This window comes from Erwinia sp. SLM-02 (assembly GCF_037450285.1).
In the GTDB taxonomy this organism is placed as follows: Bacteria; Pseudomonadota; Gammaproteobacteria; order Enterobacterales; family Enterobacteriaceae; genus Erwinia.
Window position 1 is genome coordinate 366,403 of sequence record NZ_JAQISN010000002.1, and the last position, 19,391, is coordinate 385,793.

The 19,391-nt window shown below is 55.7% G+C and carries 17 protein-coding genes and 1 riboswitch; of the genes, 7 read left to right on the plus strand and 10 right to left on the minus strand.

Annotation, left to right across the window (positions count from 1 at the left end):
- The first annotated feature begins 78 nt into the window (after positions 1 to 78).
- From PGH32_RS14880 to PGH32_RS14890, 3 genes are all read left to right on the plus strand, one after another.
- Positions 79 to 1,947 (plus strand): filamentous hemagglutinin N-terminal domain-containing protein, encoded by a 1,869-nt coding sequence (locus PGH32_RS14880; RefSeq protein ID WP_337894435.1) that lies wholly within the window; start codon positions 79 to 81, stop codon positions 1,945 to 1,947.
- Between the two features lie 218 nt (positions 1,948 to 2,165).
- Positions 2,166 to 2,744: an NAD(P)H-dependent oxidoreductase gene (locus tag PGH32_RS14885; RefSeq protein WP_337894436.1), complete on the plus strand. Its 579-nt coding sequence runs from the start codon at positions 2,166 to 2,168 to the stop codon at positions 2,742 to 2,744.
- A 39-nt stretch (positions 2,745 to 2,783) separates the two neighbouring features.
- Entirely contained in the window at positions 2,784 to 3,089 is a 306-nt protein-coding gene (locus PGH32_RS14890; RefSeq protein WP_123331397.1) for a putative quinol monooxygenase, read from the plus strand.
- 17 nt (positions 3,090 to 3,106) lie between these two features.
- On the opposite strand, the gene PGH32_RS14895 is transcribed toward PGH32_RS14890, so the two are convergent.
- The 6 genes from PGH32_RS14895 to nudF all read right to left on the minus strand — a co-directional run bounded on the left by PGH32_RS14895 (position 3,107) and on the right by nudF (position 8,564).
- A complete protein-coding gene (locus PGH32_RS14895; RefSeq protein ID WP_314417912.1) occupies positions 3,107 to 4,006 on the minus strand; it encodes a LysR family transcriptional regulator in 900 nt (299 codons plus the stop codon).
- A 90-nt stretch (positions 4,007 to 4,096) separates the two neighbouring features.
- Positions 4,097 to 5,992: a DNA topoisomerase IV subunit B gene (gene parE, locus PGH32_RS14900; RefSeq protein ID WP_314417909.1), complete on the minus strand. Its 1,896-nt coding sequence runs from the start codon at positions 5,990 to 5,992 to the stop codon at positions 4,097 to 4,099.
- A gap of 52 nt (positions 5,993 to 6,044) precedes the next feature.
- Positions 6,045 to 6,629: an esterase YqiA gene (gene yqiA / locus PGH32_RS14905; protein ID WP_314417908.1), complete on the minus strand. Its 585-nt coding sequence runs from the start codon at positions 6,627 to 6,629 to the stop codon at positions 6,045 to 6,047.
- 3 nt (positions 6,630 to 6,632) lie between these two features.
- Positions 6,633 to 7,460, minus strand: a complete 828-nt coding sequence (gene cpdA, locus PGH32_RS14910) for a 3',5'-cyclic-AMP phosphodiesterase (RefSeq protein WP_314417907.1) — start codon at positions 7,458 to 7,460, stop codon at positions 6,633 to 6,635.
- Between the two features lie 46 nt (positions 7,461 to 7,506).
- Positions 7,507 to 7,932, minus strand: a complete 426-nt coding sequence (locus PGH32_RS14915; protein ID WP_314417905.1) for a DUF1249 family protein — start codon at positions 7,930 to 7,932, stop codon at positions 7,507 to 7,509.
- Complete coding sequence (gene nudF, locus PGH32_RS14920; protein ID WP_337894437.1) at positions 7,932 to 8,564, minus strand: ADP-ribose diphosphatase; 633 nt, start codon at positions 8,562 to 8,564, stop codon at positions 7,932 to 7,934. Before nudF ends, PGH32_RS14915 begins: the two co-directional genes overlap by 1 nt.
- A gap of 211 nt (positions 8,565 to 8,775) precedes the next feature.
- Between nudF and tolC the strand changes: the two genes are divergently transcribed.
- From tolC to PGH32_RS14935, 3 genes are all read left to right on the plus strand, one after another.
- On the plus strand, positions 8,776 to 10,218 hold the full coding sequence (gene tolC / locus PGH32_RS14925) for an outer membrane channel protein TolC (protein ID WP_314417900.1): 1,443 nt from the start codon (positions 8,776 to 8,778) through the stop codon (positions 10,216 to 10,218).
- Between the two features lie 178 nt (positions 10,219 to 10,396).
- Complete coding sequence (locus PGH32_RS14930) at positions 10,397 to 11,074, plus strand: DUF1190 family protein (protein WP_314417899.1); 678 nt, start codon at positions 10,397 to 10,399, stop codon at positions 11,072 to 11,074.
- 6 nt (positions 11,075 to 11,080) lie between these two features.
- Positions 11,081 to 12,241 (plus strand): glutathionylspermidine synthase family protein, encoded by a 1,161-nt coding sequence (locus PGH32_RS14935; protein WP_314417896.1) that lies wholly within the window; start codon positions 11,081 to 11,083, stop codon positions 12,239 to 12,241.
- Between the two features lie 185 nt (positions 12,242 to 12,426).
- Here PGH32_RS14935 and ygiD read toward each other — a convergent pair whose 3' ends face one another.
- Both ygiD and ribB read right to left on the minus strand, forming a co-directional pair.
- The gene (gene ygiD / locus PGH32_RS14940) at positions 12,427 to 13,212 is read right to left on the minus strand and encodes a 4,5-DOPA dioxygenase extradiol (protein WP_337894438.1); all 786 of its coding nucleotides are present in this window, start codon (positions 13,210 to 13,212) and stop codon (positions 12,427 to 12,429) included.
- A gap of 219 nt (positions 13,213 to 13,431) precedes the next feature.
- Positions 13,432 to 14,088 carry a 3,4-dihydroxy-2-butanone-4-phosphate synthase gene (ribB, locus tag PGH32_RS14945; protein ID WP_337894439.1) on the minus strand — a complete coding sequence of 219 codons (657 nt, stop codon included), beginning with the start codon at positions 14,086 to 14,088 and terminating at the stop codon, positions 13,432 to 13,434.
- 108 nt (positions 14,089 to 14,196) lie between these two features.
- Positions 14,197 to 14,346: riboswitch (FMN riboswitch) on the minus strand.
- Between the two features lie 147 nt (positions 14,347 to 14,493).
- On the opposite strand from ribB, the gene ubiK reads away from it, so the two are divergent.
- On the plus strand, positions 14,494 to 14,838 hold the full coding sequence (ubiK, locus tag PGH32_RS14950) for a ubiquinone biosynthesis accessory factor UbiK (RefSeq protein WP_314417889.1): 345 nt from the start codon (positions 14,494 to 14,496) through the stop codon (positions 14,836 to 14,838).
- Positions 14,839 to 14,921: 83 nt separating this feature from the next.
- On the opposite strand, the gene hldE is transcribed toward ubiK, so the two are convergent.
- Positions 14,922 to 16,352 carry a bifunctional D-glycero-beta-D-manno-heptose-7-phosphate kinase/D-glycero-beta-D-manno-heptose 1-phosphate adenylyltransferase HldE gene (hldE, locus tag PGH32_RS14955; protein WP_314417888.1) on the minus strand — a complete coding sequence of 477 codons (1,431 nt, stop codon included), beginning with the start codon at positions 16,350 to 16,352 and terminating at the stop codon, positions 14,922 to 14,924.
- 131 nt (positions 16,353 to 16,483) lie between these two features.
- Positions 16,484 to 19,318 (minus strand): bifunctional [glutamate--ammonia ligase]-adenylyl-L-tyrosine phosphorylase/[glutamate--ammonia-ligase] adenylyltransferase, encoded by a 2,835-nt coding sequence (gene glnE / locus PGH32_RS14960; protein WP_337894440.1) that lies wholly within the window; start codon positions 19,316 to 19,318, stop codon positions 16,484 to 16,486.
- Positions 19,319 to 19,391 lie beyond the last annotated feature (73 nt).

The window sequence follows — 19,391 nt, forward strand, 5'->3', positions numbered from 1 at the left end:
ATTACTATTCTTATATAAAAGAAGACATCATAAAATAGTACGTATCAAAAAACACCCCACCATTAATAAGGAAGACTCATGAGCCGGATAAACTCATCATACGGATATAGAAAAACAACCAGTATAAATAAAATATTTCGCATAGCGCCTTTATGCTTAATGACAGGGTTAGCCCTGGGGTACATCGCAACGGCCAACGCTGAAATCATCTTGTCACCTAATCAAAATGGCAATCCGACAGTCAATAAAAATCCTAACGATTCTATTACGATAAACATCAACGCGGCATCACCCTCTGGAATATCCCATAATAAATTCACTCAGTTCGATGTCAATAATAGCGGCGTAATCCTTAACAATAACGCAACTGAAAGTACGACCGCCCTTGCTGGAAAAGTTGCTGGAAATAGCAACATGGCGAAAGGACCAGCGTCACTTATCATTAATGAAGTCATTTCAAATAATTCCAGTCAGTTAAACGGCCTGATTGAAGTCGCAGGAAAAAAATCTGATGTTATTATTGCCAACCCTTCAGGAATAGCCTGCGATGGATGTGGTTTTATTAACACCTCTAAAAGTACCCTGACCACCGGTAAGATAAAAATCCAGAATGATAAACTGGTCAGTATTAACGTTAAAAAAGGTGACATTACCATTTCCGGTAAAGGAATGGACGATAAAGCTGATTTCACCTCACTGCTGGCCAATACCGTCAAGGTGAGTGCGGATCTGCGCGCTAAAGATCTACACATCAACGTGGGTAAGTCTGGTTCCCGGGCTGGGAGTGAAAGTGGAACGGTGGGGCTTGATATCGCGACACTCGGCGGCATGTATGCCAATAAAATCACGCTGGTCATCGATCAGAGTGGCCCCGGCATTAGTAATAAAGGGTTGATAACGGCTGATTCCGACCTGAGTATCTCCACCATGGGCAACATCGACAACAGCGGTAAGATAAGTACCACTAAGGGAGATGCGAGCATTTTTGCGGAGAATATTGATAACGCTTCTGGCTCTGTCTCCGCGGCAGGCGACCTGTATATGATCGCCGCTGACGAACTCAGTAACAGCCAGGGTACGATTACCAGTGCGAAATCCATCACCCTTAACGGCAGTACTTTAAATAACACCTCCGGGCTGATTCAGGGTGACTCGGTAAGCCTGGTCGCTAATCAGATAACGAATAAAGACAGTAAAAAATATGGCGATGTAGATGGGGAGGACGTTGTTCAGACCCTGAAAGCCGATAAACCGGCAGGGGGAATACTGGCTAAAGGCAATATCGGTATTAATGCATGGAGCCTGTTGAATAATGACGCCGGTATTATCCACTCTGAAAATGACTCGGTGTCTCTGGCCTCTCAGCAGGACATGAACCTGGATAATTCAGACATTTCGGCGAAAGATATTAATATTTATGCAGAAGGATTGTCAGGCAAGGTTTCCGGCATCAGCTCAGGCAAGCTTCTGGCCAAAAATGACATGGTTATCGAGGCGAGTACGCCCGGCCTGTTCGATACTGATACCTCCGTTGAAGCCGGTAACAACCTCACATTCGGCAGTAATGGAAGCCTGGACAGCATCCAGTTCACGAATGAGGGTAGCTTAAAAGCAGGAAAAAAATTCAGCTACGAGCGCAAAGGATCGTTTATTAACTCGGGAAACATCCAGTCCGGTAATGAACTGGTTGTTAAAGCCGATAACATCGAAAATCGCAATATCATCAACAGCGCCAAACAGGCAGTGTTCAAAGCCAGCGCTACGCTGACAAATACCAGCGGCAAAATTTCTGCCGATGAGAAGTTAATGATTAGCGCACCCGAGGTTTTGAATATCAAAGGTGAACTCGCATCAGCAAAGCCTATTGAGATCCAGAGTGATAAGTTTGAAAACACCGGAGAAGCCTCTGAGGTGACTCTTACCCCTTTCCAAACCCCCTATCAGTAAACGTCAGCCTCTCCGTAGCCAAAGCCATCCGCTTTGAAGAGTAAACGTCTCCGGCTCCGCATATCAACGCGTGGGCCGGTTGACAGGTTTTGCCGCAATCCAGACGGGCATTTCCGGATTGTTGCCTGCCAGGCAAGAGTGTTGTGACCCAGGCCACATTTAACACCGCGATTTGCTGCTGTAGACTTGCGTCAACTTCACTGAATCAGGATTAAGTCATGCATATTTTAATTATCGATGCCGGTAAAACCTTCGCGCACTCTAAGGGTGAACTGAACCATACTCTGACCGGTATCGCCGCCAGCTGGCTGCGCGATGCGGGTCATCACGTTGATGTCACGGTGGTGGATGACGGATATGTGGTTGCTGACGAGATTGAAAAATATCTCGCTGCCGACACCATCATCTACCAGATGCCGGGTTGGTGGATGGGTGAGCCGTGGACGCTAAAAAAATACATTGATGAAGTGTTCACCGAAGGTCACGGCAAGCTGTACGCCAGCGACGGTCGTACGCGTTCAGACGCGGCAAAAAAATACGGATCCGGCGGCCTGCTGCAGGGTAAAAAATATATGCTGTCCCTGACGTGGAATGCCCCACTGCAGGCCTTTACCGACCCCGAGCAGTTCTTTGAAGGCGTTGGCGTTGACGGCGTTTATCTGCACTTCCATAAGGCCAATCAGTTCCTGGGCATGGAAGGCCTGCCAACCTTTATTTGTAATGATGTGATTAAGCAGCCTGATATTGCTGGAGAAATTTCACGTTATCGGACTCATCTGAGTACAATCTTTGCTTAACTTAGTCTGTCACCCAATTCATCGATCTGAGGAAGCGCTATGTTGACCGTCGTTGCTGAAATTTGTATTAAACCGGGCCGTCGTGCCGCAGTGCTTGAGGCGATTGAACGGCTGATCCCGCTGGTGCTGCAGGAAGAAGGCTGCGGCAGCTATCAGGCGCTGATCGATCATAAAGCGCAGGTGCCCTGGAAACAGCACTCACCAGACTCGATTTTTATGGTGGAACACTGGGAATCCCTGCGCCATCTGGAACTGCATCAGCAGGCGGACCATATGGAAACCCACCGTGCGGTCATCAAGGATGACGTCGTTGACGTGAAGATCTTCGTGCTGGAACCTGCGTAAAAAAACCGGGGGGCGGCTTACAGCAAGTTTTTGCTGGCAAGCTGCTCGCTGAGGTAGTCCAGAAAACAGCTAATGCGCGCGGCCAGGGTGCTGTTACGGTAGTAAACCGCATTAACGGGATGCCGCATCTCACAGGTTTCCGCCGCCAGTACCGGCACCAGCTGCCCGCTTGCCGTGGCTTCCCGACAGAGGAAATCCGAAACGCGCACGATCCCCTGCCCGTGCAGGGCAAGATGCAGCAGCGTTTCGCCGCTTGATGCCGCAACGGTGGGCTTGATCTGTAGCAGTTCACCATCGGCCTGACGAACTGGCCAGATATTGTGCTGATCCAGCTGGTTAAAGCCCAGCAGGCGGTGATGCGCCAAATCGGCCACGCTCTGCGGCGTGCCGTGCTTCGCCAGGTATGCCGGGCTGGCCATAATCCTTAACTTGCTGCTGCCCAGCGCGCGGGCGTGCATGGTCGAATCCCGCAGCTCGCCAATACGAATTGCAATGTCGGTCTGCTGCTCAAGCAAATCGATCACCACGTCATCGGTATTCAGTTCAAGCTCAATCAGCGGATAACGCTGCGCAAATCCGTCAATCAACGGCACGATGACGTGCAGCATAAACGGCGACGCGGCGTTAACCCTCAGCCTGCCGGACGGGATTTCTCGCCGCTGAGCGATCTGTTCTTCCGCCGCCTCCACCGAGGCGATAATTTGCCGGGCGTGCAGCAGGAAAATCTGCCCCTCTTCGGTCAGCGCAATACGGCGGGTCGTTCTGTGCAACAGCGTGGTTTGCAGTTTCTTTTCCAGCCGGCTCAGCGCCCGACTGATACCGGAAGTGGTCTGATTCAGCTGTTCGGCGGCGGCGGTGATCGAGCCACAGTCCACCACGACCACCCACGCACGCAGTTCTTCAAGGGTAATTTTCACTGTGCTGACCTTTGGCAGAAGGTGGGGAAGGAGATTTGATTAACGATTAGGGCATTGAGGCGGCTCGTAAATGACGAACCGCCCCCGGCTTTATACTTCGATTTCGGCGGTATCGCCCTTTTCCTGCAGCCAGTTACGGCGATCTTCCGACCGTTTTTTCGCCAGCAGCATATCCATCACCGCCAGCGTCTGGTCCACATCGCTCTCATCCACCGTCAGCTGAACCAGGCGACGGGTATTGGGATCGAGGGTGGTTTCCCGCAGCTGCAGTGGGTTCATTTCACCCAGACCTTTAAAGCGCTGCACGCCGGGTTTGCCTTTCTTACGCTTCAGTTGCTCAAGAATACCGGCCTTCTCTTCCTCATCCAGCGCATAGTAGACCTCTTTTCCGAGGTCGATACGATAAAGAGGCGGCATGGCCACATACACGTGACCGTTTTGCACCAGCGTGCGGAAATGACGAACGAACAGCGCACACAGCAGCGTGGCGATATGCAGTCCGTCAGAGTCGGCATCGGCGAGTATACAGATCTTCCCGTAGCGCAGCTGGCTGAGGTCTTCACTGTCCGGATCGATACCAATAGCGACCGAGATATCATGTACTTCCTGCGATGCCAGCACCTCGTCGGAAGAGACTTCCCAGGTGTTGAGGATCTTACCTTTCAGCGGCATGATCGCCTGATATTCACGATCGCGCGCCTGCTTGGCCGAACCGCCCGCCGAGTCCCCTTCCACCAGGAACAGCTCGGTACGGTTCAGGTCCTGCGCGCTACAGTCAGCCAGCTTACCCGGCAGCGCCGGCCCGCTGGTCAGCTTTTTACGCACCACCTTTTTAGCGGCACGCATACGGCGCTGGGCGCTGGAAATCGCCAGCTCGGCCAGCAGTTCCGCCGTCTGCACGTTGTTGTTCAGCCACAGGCTGAAGGCATCTTTCACCACGCCGGAAACAAAGGCGGCGCACTGGCGGGACGACAGACGTTCTTTTGTCTGGCCGGCAAACTGCGGATCCTGCATTTTTACCGACAGCACGTAGGCACAGCGATCCCAGATATCTTCCGCCGAGAGCTTAACGCCGCGCGGCAGGATATTACGGTATTCGCAGAACTCGCGCATCGCGTCCAGCAGCCCCTGGCGCAGGCCGTTAACGTGGGTTCCGCCCTGCATGGTCGGGATCAGGTTTACGTAGCTTTCCGTCAGGAGTTCCCCCCCCTCCGGCAGCCAGAGCAGCGCCCAGTCAACGGCTTCGACGTCGCCGGTATGCGCGCCGACAAACGGTTTTTCCGGCAGCAGCGGCAGCCCGTTGACCGCCTCCATCAGATAGTCGGTCAGGCCATCGGCGTAGCACCAGGTCTGTTCGGTATTGTTCAGTTTGTCTTTAAAGACGATTTCCACGCCCGGGCACAGTACGGCTTTCGCCTTCAGCAGGTGGCTGAGGCGCGACACGGAAAAGCGCGGGCTGTCGAAGAAGGATTCATCCGGCCAGAACTGCACGCGGGTACCGGTATTGCGTTTGCCAACCGTCCCCGTTACCGACAGATCCTGCACCTTATCGCCGTTTTCGAACGCCATCTCGTAGACTTCGCCGTTACGGCGCACGGTCACTTCCACGCGTTTTGACAGGGCATTCACCACCGAGATCCCCACGCCGTGCAGGCCGCCGGAGAACTGATAGTTTTTGTTGGAGAATTTACCACCGGCATGCAGGCGACAGAAAATCAGCTCAACGGCCGGCACGCCCTCTTCGGGATGGATATCCACCGGCATGCCGCGCCCGTCGTCGATAACTTCCAGCGACTGATCGGCGTGCAGGATCACTTCCACACGTTTGGCATGACCGGCCAGCGCTTCATCCACGCTGTTATCGATCACTTCCTGGCCTAAATGGTTAGGCCGTGCGGTATCGGTGTACATACCCGGGCGACGACGCACGGGTTCAAGGCCGCTGAGAACCTCAATGGAATCAGCGTTATAGCTGGATTGAGTCATGGTAACAATCTGAATTAGTGGCTAAAAATGATTGGCCAAACTCCGTCTCATCTTACGCTTGCCGGGTGAGTCCCAGGAAATCAAACATGGCGGAGAAATGGCGTTCGAATCCGATAAAAGCATGATTTCCGCCCTCTTCTACCGTCTGACGACAGGCGCTGTAGTAGTCCAGAGCCTGGCGGTAGTCGAGCACTTCATCACCCGTTTGCTGCAGCAGCCAGATCAAATCCGGCGACTCTAACGGGTCAATCTGCATCACTTTTAGATCGTAAATATGGCGCGACTCTAACACATATTGCTGGCCGGTGTAGGGGTTCTCATTTTTCCCGAGGAAATTCAGCAGCAGCTCAAACGGCCTGACGGCGGGATTCACCACCACCGCTGGCACCGTAAAACGCTGCGAAAGCCAGGTCGCGTAATATCCGCCAAGCGATGAACCGATAATGCCCAGCGGCTCCCCTGCGGCCTGCATCACGATATTTTCCAGCATTGCCGCCGCTTCTGCCGGGAAAGCGGGGAGCTGGGGAACCTGCAAATTAACCGACGGATGCTGTGCTTTCAGCCAGCTCCCAAACGCGGTCGCTTTAGCCGACCGGGGCGAACTGTTAAAACCGTGCAAATAGAGCAGCGTCGCCATCGATCAGTAGCCTTCCGAGTCCAGATCCGGGCTGAAAATACGCGTAGTCAGTCGGCAAACTTCCGTTTCTACACGACCATCATCGAACAGATCCAGCCAGCGCCAGCCGGGGGATTCCGCGTCAATGGTAAAGTTGGTGCAGTGCGGCTTGAACTGTACGCAGGTCGAGGGGGATGCCAGCACGCGCCGCCCCTGCCATTCGAGGTCCAGTTCCTGATGGATGTGACCACAGAGCAGGGTTTTCGCCAGCGGATAGCGTTGCAGTACGGCGTCCAGCATGTGCGGATTCCGCAGGCTGTGCTGATCGAGCCAGGAGCAGCCTGAAGGCAGCGGATGATGATGAAGTAACACCAGCGTATGGCGCTGCGGTTCCTGAGCCAGCGTTCTGTCCAGCCACTCCAGCTGATACTCGCTCAGCTCGCCGTGAGGCACGCCAAAGACCTGGCTATCCAGCAGCACAACCTGCCAGCGGTCGCCGATCAGCACGTGTTTTTCATCGGCGATACGGGCACTGGCCAGCGTGCTGAACATGGTCGGCTGAAAATCATGATTACCGGGCAGCCAGACGCAGGGAGCAGGCAGGCGCGCAATGCCCTCAGCAAAATGCTGATAGGCCTCGGTGGTGTGATCCTGCGCCAGATCGCCCGTTGCGACGATCAGATCATAATGTCGACGTTGTGCAACGATGGCTTCCAGCACCGCTTCATAACTGGCCCAGGTATTCACACCCAGCAGCGTTTCATGTTTACCTGCAAAAAGGTGAGAATCCGTTATCTGTAAAATCCTGATACTGGACCCACTCGCCACAGGAAGTTTCAACAAGCTATCCAATCAAAGTCCTTAGGGTTACCGCTCTCTCGTAACGTGTGCAGCGGGTTCAACAAACCGGAACGGCTATCGCACCATGGGACAAACAGTAGCGCAGCCATTCCGCCAGAAACTGGTTAATCTGGTGTTTTTCATCACGCTGGTGAAGCTTTTTATTAGGATAATCATAGCGTGCTTTAAATCGATAGATCTGCTGTGTTGAACACACTTCCGCCACCATTGCATCGTGATACAGCCTGACCGACATCGAAGGCAGGCTCCAGTAGCTGACGGCCGGGGCGGTTTGTTTAATCTCCACCAGCGTGGTGTAGCGCGTCGATTCCAGAATGGTAATCTGATAGCTGGCACCGTTCACCTGGTACGCCACTGACACTCCGGTCTGGTCATCACGCGGTAGTAAACGACGCAGCTGGGCAAAATTAGTTTCGCACACGCGCATCATTTCTGGAAAGTCAGGGACGTAACGCTTCATCATTAAGGCTTCCACTCATTACACAGTTGTTTATAGTGCAGCTCCAGCCATTGCAAGGCAATGATCGCAGCAGCATTATCGATTTTCCCCTCTTCCACCCATTGATAAGCCTGACTGCGGCTCACCACATGCACGAGAATATCCTCATTCTCTTCCTCCAGGCCGTGGTTTCCCTTCGCCACGCTGGCATCCACTTCACCTACATACATGATTAACCGTTCGGTCGTGCCGCCTGCACTGTAGAGGTAACTGGAAATGGGTTTAGTCCGCCCGGCGGTCAGTCCGGCCTCTTCTACCGCTTCCCGTCTGGCGACGTCTTCCGGCGTTTCGCCTTCTTCAATCATTCCAGCAACCAGCTCCAGTTTCCAGGGCGTCGGGCTGGTGTCCCACGAGGCGATGCGGATCTGTTCGATCAGCACGACTTCATCCCGCTGCGGGTCATAGGGTAGCAGCACCGCAGCATGACCGCGCTCGAAAATTTCCCTGCTTACTTCACCACTCATTTCACCGTTAAACAAGCGGTGGCGAAAGCGATAGCGCTCCACTGAAAAAAATCCGCGGTACAGTGTCTCTCGTGCGATAATTTCTACATCGTCTTTGGTGAACGTTACCGGGAATGTGTTACGGATTGCCATAGGAACCTCTCCTGAAAATGATCACAATGACGATAAGTACAATAGTAATACCGCCAGTTTTGTAGTTTCTGATGAATCATTTAGGTAAATTAAAGCGAGATGGCACTTTCAGCCAACTTACCTTATCGGCACTCTCTGATAGAATCGGCGATAATTTTTTGGCCTACGCCAGCGCTACCATAGCAATTTTGCGGCACTACAAGGAATGCAAATGAACAAACTGCTCCCTTTACTCATTGGTCTGAGCCTGGGCGGCTTCAGTGTTGCCAGCCAGGCTGAAAACCTGCTGCAGGTCTATCAGCAGGCCCGTTTATCTAACCCTGACCTTCGTAGCTCAGCGGCCGATCGCGATGCCGCATTTGAGAAAATTAACGAAGCCCGTAGCCCGCTGTTACCGCAGCTTGGTTTGGGAGCGGACTATACCTATACGAATGGTTACCGCGATGCCAGAGATTCGAACAGCGATACAAAAAGCGCCTCGCTGCAGCTGACTCAGACCATTTTTGATATGTCCAAATGGCGCGCGCTGACCCTGCAGGAAAAAACCGCCGGGATTCAGGATGTCACCTATCAGACCGCACAGCAGAAGCTGATTCTGGACACCGCGACGGCGTATTTCAACGTTCTGAATGCGATTGATACCCTGTCCTATACCGAAGCGCAGAAGCAGTCAATCTATCGTCAGCTGGATCAAACCACGCAGCGCTTCAATGTGGGTCTGGTGGCGATTACCGACGTACAGAACGCTCGCTCACAGTACGACAGCGTGCTGGCCAGCGAAGTCAGCGCTCGTAACGATCTGGATAACGCCGTAGAGTCTCTGCGTCAGGTCACCGGCAATTACTACCCAAGCCTGGCGTCGCTGAACGTCGATCGTTTCAAAACAGATAAGCCACAGCCGGTGAAAGATCTGCTGAAAGAGGCCGAAAGCCGTAACCTCACCCTGCTCTCCGCCCGCCTGTCTCAGGATCTGGCGCGTGAGCAGATTCGCTCCGCCGAAACCGGACATATGCCAACCGTGGGCCTGACCGCGTCAACCGGTCTGTCCAACAATCGCTACCACGGCGATCGTTCTACCGGTACTGACAATATCAGCGGTAGCAATCAGGTTGGGCTGAACTTTAGTCTGCCGCTGTACAGCGGTGGCTCGGTCACCTCCCAGGTGAAACAGGCACAGTATGCGTTTGTCTCCTCCAGCGAACTGCTGGAAAGCGCCCACCGCACCACCGTGCAGACCGTACGTTCTTCATTTAACAACGTGAACGCGTCTATCAGCAGCATTAACGCTTACAAGCAGGCCGTCGTCTCTTCACAGAGCTCGCTGGATGCCATGGAAGCCGGCTATCAGGTGGGAACGCGTACTATCGTTGATGTCCTGGACGCAACGACGACGCTGTTCAATGCCAAACAGCAGCTGGCAAATGCCCGCTACAGCTACATGATTAATCAGCTGAATATCAAATCCGCGCTGGGTACACTCAACGAGGAAGACCTGACCGCGCTGAATAATCATCTTGGCAAAGATGTCGGCACAACGCCGGATGCCGTCGCGCCTGAAACCCCACAGCAGGACGCCGCAGCAGATCGCGATTTAAGCCAGCCAACCAGAGCATCGGCAGGCATGAAAACCAGCGGTAACCCATTCGGGCAGTAATCCGTTATAAAGGGCAGCATCGGCTGCCCTTTCTCCACTTTGCCACCTTTTGTCAGCTTTCCTTCACAATCAAACGTATAGCTTCGTAAAGATCCGCTTGCCGCCTGGCCCCATCGCTTCATTTTTCACCGCCTTTCCCCTATCCTATGCACTATCTTTGGGCACAGGACAGAAAGCCATGAAACGGACTAAACAGATCAATCACGCCTCTTTTCGTAAAAGCTGGGGCGCACGTCATTTAACGCCGGTGGCCCTGGCGGTGACCGCCGTCATCATGCTGGCGGGCTGTGAGCAAACGGACGAAAGCGTTTCGATGTATATGAATGCGGATGACTGCTCCAGCGCCAACCCGGGTAAATCCGAGCAGTGCACCGTGGCGTTTAATAAAGCGAAAGAAGAAGCGGTGAAAACCGCACCGAAGTACGCCAGCCGTGAAGACTGCGTGGCCGAATTCGGCGAAGGCCAGTGTCAGCAGGCGCCTGCCCAGGCGGGCGTCACCACAAATGCAGAAAATCAGTCCAGCGGCAGCTTCTGGATGCCGCTGATGGCCGGCTATATGATGGGCCGTATGATGAGCGGCGGTATGGGCCAGCAGCAGCCGCTGTTCAGCTCAAAAAACCCGGCCAGCCCGGCTAACGGTAAGTTCGTCGATGCCGCAGGTAAGAGCTATGGCCCGGCCGCTTCAGGCCGCACCATGACCGTACCGAAAACGGCCATGGCACCTAAGCCGGCCACCACCAGCACCGTAACGCGCGGCGGCTTTGGCGAAAGCGTGGCGAAGCAGTCCACCATGCAGCGCAGCAGCGCAGCCAGCAGCAACCGTTCCGGCACCACCAGCCGCAGTTTCGGGGGTTAACGCCGGATGAAACGCATCGCGATTGCTGAGCGTCCAGACTGGCGAGAAAAAGCGACCGAATACGGTTTTAATTTTCACACCCTGTACGGCGAGCCCTACTGGTGTGAGGATGCCTATTATCAGTTTACCCTGCAGCAGATTGAAAGCCTGGAAGATGTGACCAGCGAAATCCATCAGATGTGTCTACAGGCGGTGGATTTGGTCACCGGCAGCGAAGAGCTGCTGGAGAAGTTTCGCATCCCTAAGCACACCTGGGACTTCGTGCGCGAGTCCTGGAAAAGCGGGCAGCCCTCGCTCTATTCCCGGCTGGACCTGGCATGGGACGGGCACTCTCCTGCCAAGCTGCTGGAGAATAACGCCGATACGCCCACCTCACTCTATGAAGCGGCGTTCTTCCAGTGGATCTGGCTGGAAGAGCAGCTTAACGCCGGAAACCTGCCGGCAGGCAGCGACCAGTTTAACAGTCTGCAGGAGAAGCTGATCGCGCGGTTCGCCGACCTGCATCAAAAACACGGTTTTGGCCTGCTGCACTTTGCCTGCTGCCGCGATACCGAAGAAGATCGCGGTACGGTGCAGTATTTGCAGGACTGCGCAACCGAAGCCGGTCTGCCGAGCGAGTTTCTGTTTATCGACGAGATTGGCCTGGGTGAGAAAGGCCAGTTCACCGATGTGAACGACCAGGTGATTAGCAACATGTTTAAACTCTATCCCTGGGAGTTTATGCTGCGCGAGATGTTCTCCACCAAGCTGGCCGATGCGGGCGTACGCTGGCTGGAGCCGGGGTGGAAAAGCATCATCTCCAATAAGGCGATGCTGCCGCTGCTGTGGAAGATGTTCCCGAATCACCCGAATCTGCTGGCCGCTTACTTCGCGGAGGATAACGTGCCGCATATGGATAAATACGTGGTTAAGCCGCTGTTTTCCCGCGAAGGTGCCAATATCAGCATCGTCGAGAACGGTAAAGAGATTGCGCGCGTTGACGGACCTTATGGTGAAGAGGGAAGGATCGTTCAGCAGTTCCATCCGCTGCCGAAATTTGGTGACAGCTATACGCTGATTGGATCCTGGCTGATCGATGACCAGCCCGCAGGGATCGGCCTGAGGGAAGATCGGGAACTGATCACTCAGGATCTGTCCCGCTTCTACCCGCACGCATTTATCGAGTAACCTTCCGGGCGAGGGTACGTGAGGAGGCGAGCACTGCCCAATCCCGGAGCGGCAGGTAAACCCGTGTAACAGCCGTCGGTGGCGCAGCCGATCCGGGTGCGAACAGCGCACAGCCCCCGGAGCGTACACATGTACGTGAGGAGGCGAGCACTGCCCAATCCCGGAGCGGCAAGTAAACCAGGCTGTCAGCCCACCTGGACTGACAGCATACTCAACGACCCCATCACAATCCCATCCACCGGTATCGTCACCGCTTCATCGTTTGCCCGCGCACCGAGCACGTACAGCAGCGGCAGGTAGTGCTCTGGCGTTGGGTTCGACAGGGCGGCGCCGTCATGCTGCATAAAGTTAACCAGCGGATGCTGGGCATCGTCACCCTGCCAAGCCAGATTGTCGCGTACGTACTGGTTAAACGACTCGGCCCATGGGTAGGCGGTCGCTTCTCCCTGCCAGCGAACCATGCGCAGGTTATGCACCACGTTGCCGCTGGCGACGATCATCACGCCCTGCTCGCGCAGCACGGCCAGTTTGCGCCCCAGTTCGAAGTGCCAGGCCGCCGGCCTGGTGCCGTCAATGCTAAGCTGCACCACCGGGATATCCGCATCCGGATACATCTTGATTAACACGCCCCAGGAGCCGTGGTCAAAGCCCCACTCCTGATCCAGCTGAACGTCTACCGGTGACAGCACTTCTGCAATCTGGCGGGCCAGCGCCGGAGAACCGGGCGCGGGGTAGCGTGTGTCAAACAGCGCCTGAGGGAAGCCGCCAAAATCATGGATCGTCCGCGGTTTTTCCATCGCGGTTACCGCCGTGCCACGCGTATACCAGTGTGCGGAAACCGCAATAATCGCTTTTGGCTTCGGTAGCGTTTCACCCAATTTGCGCCAGGTTTCGGTATAGATATTCTCTTCCAGCACGTTCATCGGGCTGCCGTGGCCAAGGAAAAGTGCAGGCATACGTTGGTGGCTCATGGTTTTACTCCAGAAATATTCGTTCAATGGCGCTTACCTTACGCCCATATGTCACGCGATGAACCTGGATAACCCTGATGAAGATATTCAGATAATTTGAACAGAGAAGACAATACAGACGATGGAAGACCGCTGGCGGCGCGGTTTCAGGATCGGGAGTCGGGAATTGATGCCGGGGAGTGGGAAAATACAGGGCCGGTTAAACCGGCCCGGAGCAGATTAGCTTGCCTGACGCGTTTCATGGCTGCGGCGGTAAGCAACCAGATCTTCGATAGTCACGACCGGCATATCATGCTGTTTAGCGAAGACAACAACTTCGGCCGCATGCGCCATGGAACCATCATCGTTAGTCAGCTCACACAGCACACCCGCCGATTTGAAGCCCGCCAGCGTCACCAGATCGATGGTGGCTTCGGTGTGGCCACCGCGGGTCAGCACGCCGCCTGGACGACCGCGCAACGGGAAGACGTGGCCAGGACGATTCAGATCGGCAGGCTTCGCATTATCCGCAATGGCGGTACGAATGGTGGTGATGCGGTCAGAAGCCGAAACGCCGGTGGTTACGCCCTGTGCGGCTTCGATGGTGACGGTAAAGCCGGTGCCGTAGGCGCTGGTGTTGTCCTCAACCATCATTGGCAGGTCAAGCTGGCCAAGGCGTTCTTCGGTCAGACACAGGCAGACAATTCCGCTGCCGTGACGAATAGTGAGAGCCATCTGCTCAACGGTCATGGTTTCGGCAGCGAAGATCATATCGCCTTCATTTTCACGATCTTCATCGTCTAAAACCATTACGCCGCGGCCGGCGCGAAGCGCTTCGATAGCACGGGTTACACGCTGTTCAGGCGTGCCAAATTCAGAAAGTAGCGACTGATTCATGGTAAATAAACCTTAATAAATGTATGGGTTACCAGAATCAGGGCGAGCTTAGGAGTGTCAAGCTGTGACAAAAAAATAACGCGAGGCGAGCGCAGGCCCGACAAGATACGTTACTCTCTCCCATCCGGACTCTAACCGTCGGCCCCGGAATTACACCGGATCTGCTGTCCTTCAGGAATGACCCTGAAGCGCTCGCGGGCTTTCAGCCGTAGCTGATTTACCGCCGGTGGGGAATTTCGCCCCGCCCTGAGAATAAGCAGACTTACTATAACGCTGATAATGAACGCGGGCAACGAACAAAACTGGCAAATTTATATCCATTTATTCGCTATGCTCATTTCAGGTTTATCCTTTTCCCCTGAGGGATTACACTTAGAGAAAATTTGCAGCTACCAGGAAGCCGCCATGATTGATGCTAAAAAAATTGAACAACTGGCCCGCCAGATCCATGAATCTATGCCAAAAGGTATCCGCGAGTTAGGCGATGATGTGGAAAAGAAGATCCGTCAGACTATCCAGGCGCAGCTGACCCGGCTTGATGTGGTCAATCGTGAAGAGTTTGATGTGCAGACTCAGGTGTTGTTGCGCACCCGCGAGAAGCTTGCGGTACTTGAACAACGCCTGACGGCGCTGGAGAATCAGTCGACTGCACCCGCTGCCCCGGCCGCAGGAGCTGCAACGGCGCCGGTAACGGCCGCGCCCGCTGCGCAGGCAGCCTCAGAGCCTGACGATACGAAAGACCCGGCCTGATGCATAAAGAAAAAGCTGCCCTCTGAGGCAGCTTTTTTTTGCTCTGACGATTGATATCGGTGCGCTCTGGCAATCGATATCTGCTAATTCTTACGATTGATAATCGTCTTAATGATATTGCTGGTTGAGATACCGTCTTCAAAGTTAAGCACGCGTACATCACCGCCGTTTGCCCACACTTCTTTGCTACCGGCGATATCCTCTGGCTTGTAGTCACCGCCTTTCACCAGCAGGTCCGGTAGCACTTCAGCAATCAGGCGCTGCGGCGTGTCTTCTTCAAAGCCCACCACCCAGTCGACCGCTTCCAGCGCGCCCAGCACGATCATCCGGTTGACCAGCGGGTTAACCGGACGGGTTTCCCCCTTCAGGCGACGAGTAGACGCATCGCTGTTGACCGCCACAATCAGGCGATCGCCCAGCCGGCGGGCATTCGCCAGATAGGAAACGTGCCCGGCATGAAGAATGTCAAACACGCCGTTAGTCATCACCACGCGCTCGCCGCGCTGACGCGCTTTCGCCACTTCCGCCTTCAGCTGCGCTTCATCCATCACGCCGAAACCAGACTCGGGACGCGCGTGGATAGCATTTTCCAGCTCAATCGGGGAAACCGTCGATGTGCCCAGTTTGCCGACCACCACGCCCGCTGCCGCATTCGCCAGGAAGCAGCTTTCCTCCAGGCTGTTGCCCGCCGCCAGCGCCGCCGCCAGCACGCCAATCACCGTATCGCCCGCACCGGTCACATCGAACACTTCCTGCGCCTGCGTAGGCATATGGAAAGGCTCTTTGCCCGGCTGCAGCAGCGTCATGCCGTTTTCAGAACGGGTCACCAGCAGCGCCGACAGACCGTGCTTTTGCATCAGCGCCGTTCCCCGCTCGACGATTTCAGCCTCGCTTTTGCACTTACCGACCACGGCTTCAAATTCTGAGAGATTCGGCGTCAGCAGTGTGGCACCGTGATAGCGGCTGAAATCGGTCCCTTTCGGATCCACCAGCACCGGCACACCGGCATCACGCGCCAGCGCGATCATGGTTTCCACGCTGGTCAGCGCGCCTTTCGCGTAGTCAGAAAGCACCAGCGCACCAATTTTAGGTAATGCCTGCTGAATGCGCTCATGCATCGGCTCGGGGTTAACCCCTTCAAAACCTTCTTCAAAATCCAGGCGGATCAGCTGCTGATTACGCGAAAGAACGCGGAGCTTGGTCACGGTGGGGTGGGTTGGCACAGAAACAAAATCACACTGCACGTTAACCCCGGTCAGCGTCTCGCTCAGCACGCGCGCGGCATCGTCAATGCCGGTCAGTCCAACAAGGCGAGATTCCGCACCGAGAGAAGCGATGTTCATCGCCACGTTAGCCGCGCCGCCAGGGCGCTCTTCCACGTGTTCAACCTTAACGACCGGCACCGGCGCTTCGGGAGAAATACGGCTGGTTGGCCCGTGCCAGTAACGATCCAGCATCACATCACCCACAACCAGAACACCCGCACGTTTAAAATCAGGCAGTGTAACTTTCATTCAGACACTCCACACCAGACGACACAAAAACAGAAAATTCAGGCGCGCGATAATAGCACATTTGTTGCCGTGCCTGACTATCGCGGCCACGTAGTTCACTTTGCCACCGGACTCACGGTGCGCAGGATGGCTCAGTCGCCAAACCAGATTTGCCAGCTTTGATTAACCTGGGCTTTCTCAGCGGCATAGGCACTCTCTTCCACATGACCCGGCAGCTCCTGCAGCGCCAGATGGTGCAGCGCATCCCGCAGGGTGACGTAGGCGTGCGTCAGTGCTTTCGCCTGCGTCTCCGCCATTTTGTCACTGTTCGCCAGCAGTTCCAGAATGCGCACATTATCGGACCAGCGGGTCAGCGTCAGATCCTGTGACGCATAACGTAGGACCAGATATTGCGTAATGAATTCAATATCCGTAATGCCGCCCGCATCCGCCTTGATATCCCAGCGGCCTTTATGCTTTTGCCCCAGATGCGCGCGCATTTTTTCACGCATCTCCCGGACTTCAATCTTGAGTTTTTCCGCTTCACGCGGCAGCGCCAGGATCCCGCGACGAATTTCCCCAAAGCGCTGGCTGAGCGCCGTATCACCGTAGACAATGCGGGCGCGAACCAGCGCCTGATGCTCCCAGGTCCAGGCTTCACTGCGCTGGTATTCATCGAAGGCTTCAAACGTGCTGACCAGCATACCGGCAGCACCCGAGGGGCGCAGACGGGCGTCGACTTCATAAAGAATGCCCGATGAGGTTCGGGTACTGAACAGGTGCATCACCCGCTGGGCCAGGCGCAGATAGAACTGGCGGCCGTCGATGCTGCGTTCCCCCAGCGTGACCGCTTCCTGAGGACAGTTGTGCAGGAATACCAGATCCAGATCCGAGCTGTAGCCCAGCTCCCAGCCGCCCAGCTTGCCGTAGCCGACCACGGCAAAGCCACGCTCGCTGTCGCTGGCCAAATGCGATGGCCGGCCGTAGCGCTGCACCATCATATTCCAGGCCTGCTGCACCACCGCTTCAATCATTGCTTCAGCCAGCCAGGTCAGATGATCGCTGACCTTCATCACCGGCAGGGTGCCGGCGATATCCGCAGCGGCAATACGCAGATGCTGCGCCTGTTTAAACTGCCTGAGGGCTTCCAGCTGCTGCTCCTCATCCTCTTCCGGGATACGCAGCAGATACTGACGAAGCTCGTCGCGATAGGCATCGGTGGCCGTTGGCTGGTAGAGCGTCGCCGGATCAAGCAGCTCATCAAGCAGCAGGGGATAACGCGCCAGCTGGCTGGCAACCATCGGAGAGGCGGCGCACAGGCGGATCAGATGCTGCAGCGCGCCGTGGAATTCCGTGAGCAGTTCCAGATAGGTGGTACGCGTGACCACGCCGAGCAGCAGCGGCGTCAGGCGGCCCAGCGTGATCACCGCGTCATCGCGCGGCACCACCTCGCTGAGCAGACGGGGCATCAGCTGGTCGAGCGCCTGGCGACCGCGTGGGCCAATCGTGCGCTTGTCCACATCCATGCGGAAATCGTTGATGGCACGCAGCAGTTGCTGGCACGCTTCACCGTCCAGATGCGGGACCAGCGGCAGCAGCTCCGCTTCCTCCAGCCGATCCTGCCACAGCACGCCATATTCTCCCGCTTCGCGGTTATCGCCGCTTTCCGGGGCATCGTCACCAATCAGTTCGTCAAAAATGGCGCGTACCGATACCATATGCTCGTCCAGGCGGTGATGCAGCGCCGCCCAGTCGGCAAACCCCATCGCCCAGGCCAGGCGTGCGCGATCCAGCTCACTGGCCGGCAGCGTCTGCGTCTGTTCATCGTTGATACTCTGCAGCAGGTTTTCCAGCCGCCGCAGGAACAGATACGCGTCGTGCAGCTGGGTAACCTGCTGCTGCGACAGTAAATTCAGTTCGCTGATTGATTTGAGGGTAGGCAGCAGCGAACGCAGCTGCAGCGATCGTTCACGACCGCCGCGGATCAGCTGGAAGACCTGGACAATAAACTCGATTTCGCGGATACCGCCAGCACCCAGCTTGATGTTATCCGTCAGCCCGCGTCGGCGTACCTCGCGCGCGATCATCGCCTTCATGTTGCGCAGAGACTGGATCACGCTGAAATCGATATAGCGACGGAAGACGAACGGGCGCAGCATCTGCCGCAGCTCCTGGCTCCAGCGATCGTCGCCGCCGCCCATCAGCCGGGCTTTGACCATCGCGTAGCGTTCCCAGTCACGGCCCTGCTCCTGGTAATAATCTTCCAGCGCTGCGAAGCTCAGCACCAGCGGGCCGCTGTCGCCGAAGGGGCGAAGCCGCATATCCACGCGGTAAACGAAGCCGTCAACGGTCGGCTGATCGAGCACTTTAATCAGCCGCTGGCCCAGGCGGGTAAAGAACTGGGCGTTATCCAGCTCGCGCCGTCCGCCCTGCGTCACGCCGTTTTCCGGCCAGGTAAAAATCAAATCGATATCGGAAGAGAAATTCAGCTCACCGCCGCCCAGTTTCCCCATCCCGAGGATCAGCAGCGGCTGCGGTTCTCCGGCGGCGTTGACCGGCGTGCCAAAATCCTTGCAGCAGGCGTGCCACAGCCAGTCGCGGGCAGCCACGATCAGGATTTCCGCCAGTTCGCTCAGCTGCGTTAAGGTTTGTTCGGTGCTGCTGGTCGCCAGGGTTTGCATCCAGGCAATGCGCGTCAGCATATGGCGGCGGAAAAGCCGCAGCTCGCGCATCAGCGTATTTTCGTCCACCACCGGGGCCAGCCGCTCTGCCAGCCACGCGGCATAGTGCTGCCACTCGTCGGCAAGCGGCGGCTGCGTTTGCAGCCGTTGCCACCATTCGGGATGCTTCGCCAGGTTATCGTTAACGAAGTCACTGAACGCCAGCACGGACTGCTGCTGTGGCGTAGCGCCGTCCGGCAGGGGATCGATAACGGCGATCTGTTGAGCCAGCAAGGATGGCAGCGGCTGTGATAGTAAAGGCACCATAAACACTCCCTGATTAATCACCCCTGATTCTCAGGCTCCAGGGGCGTTGGCTGCCATCCTGCAACACACAATC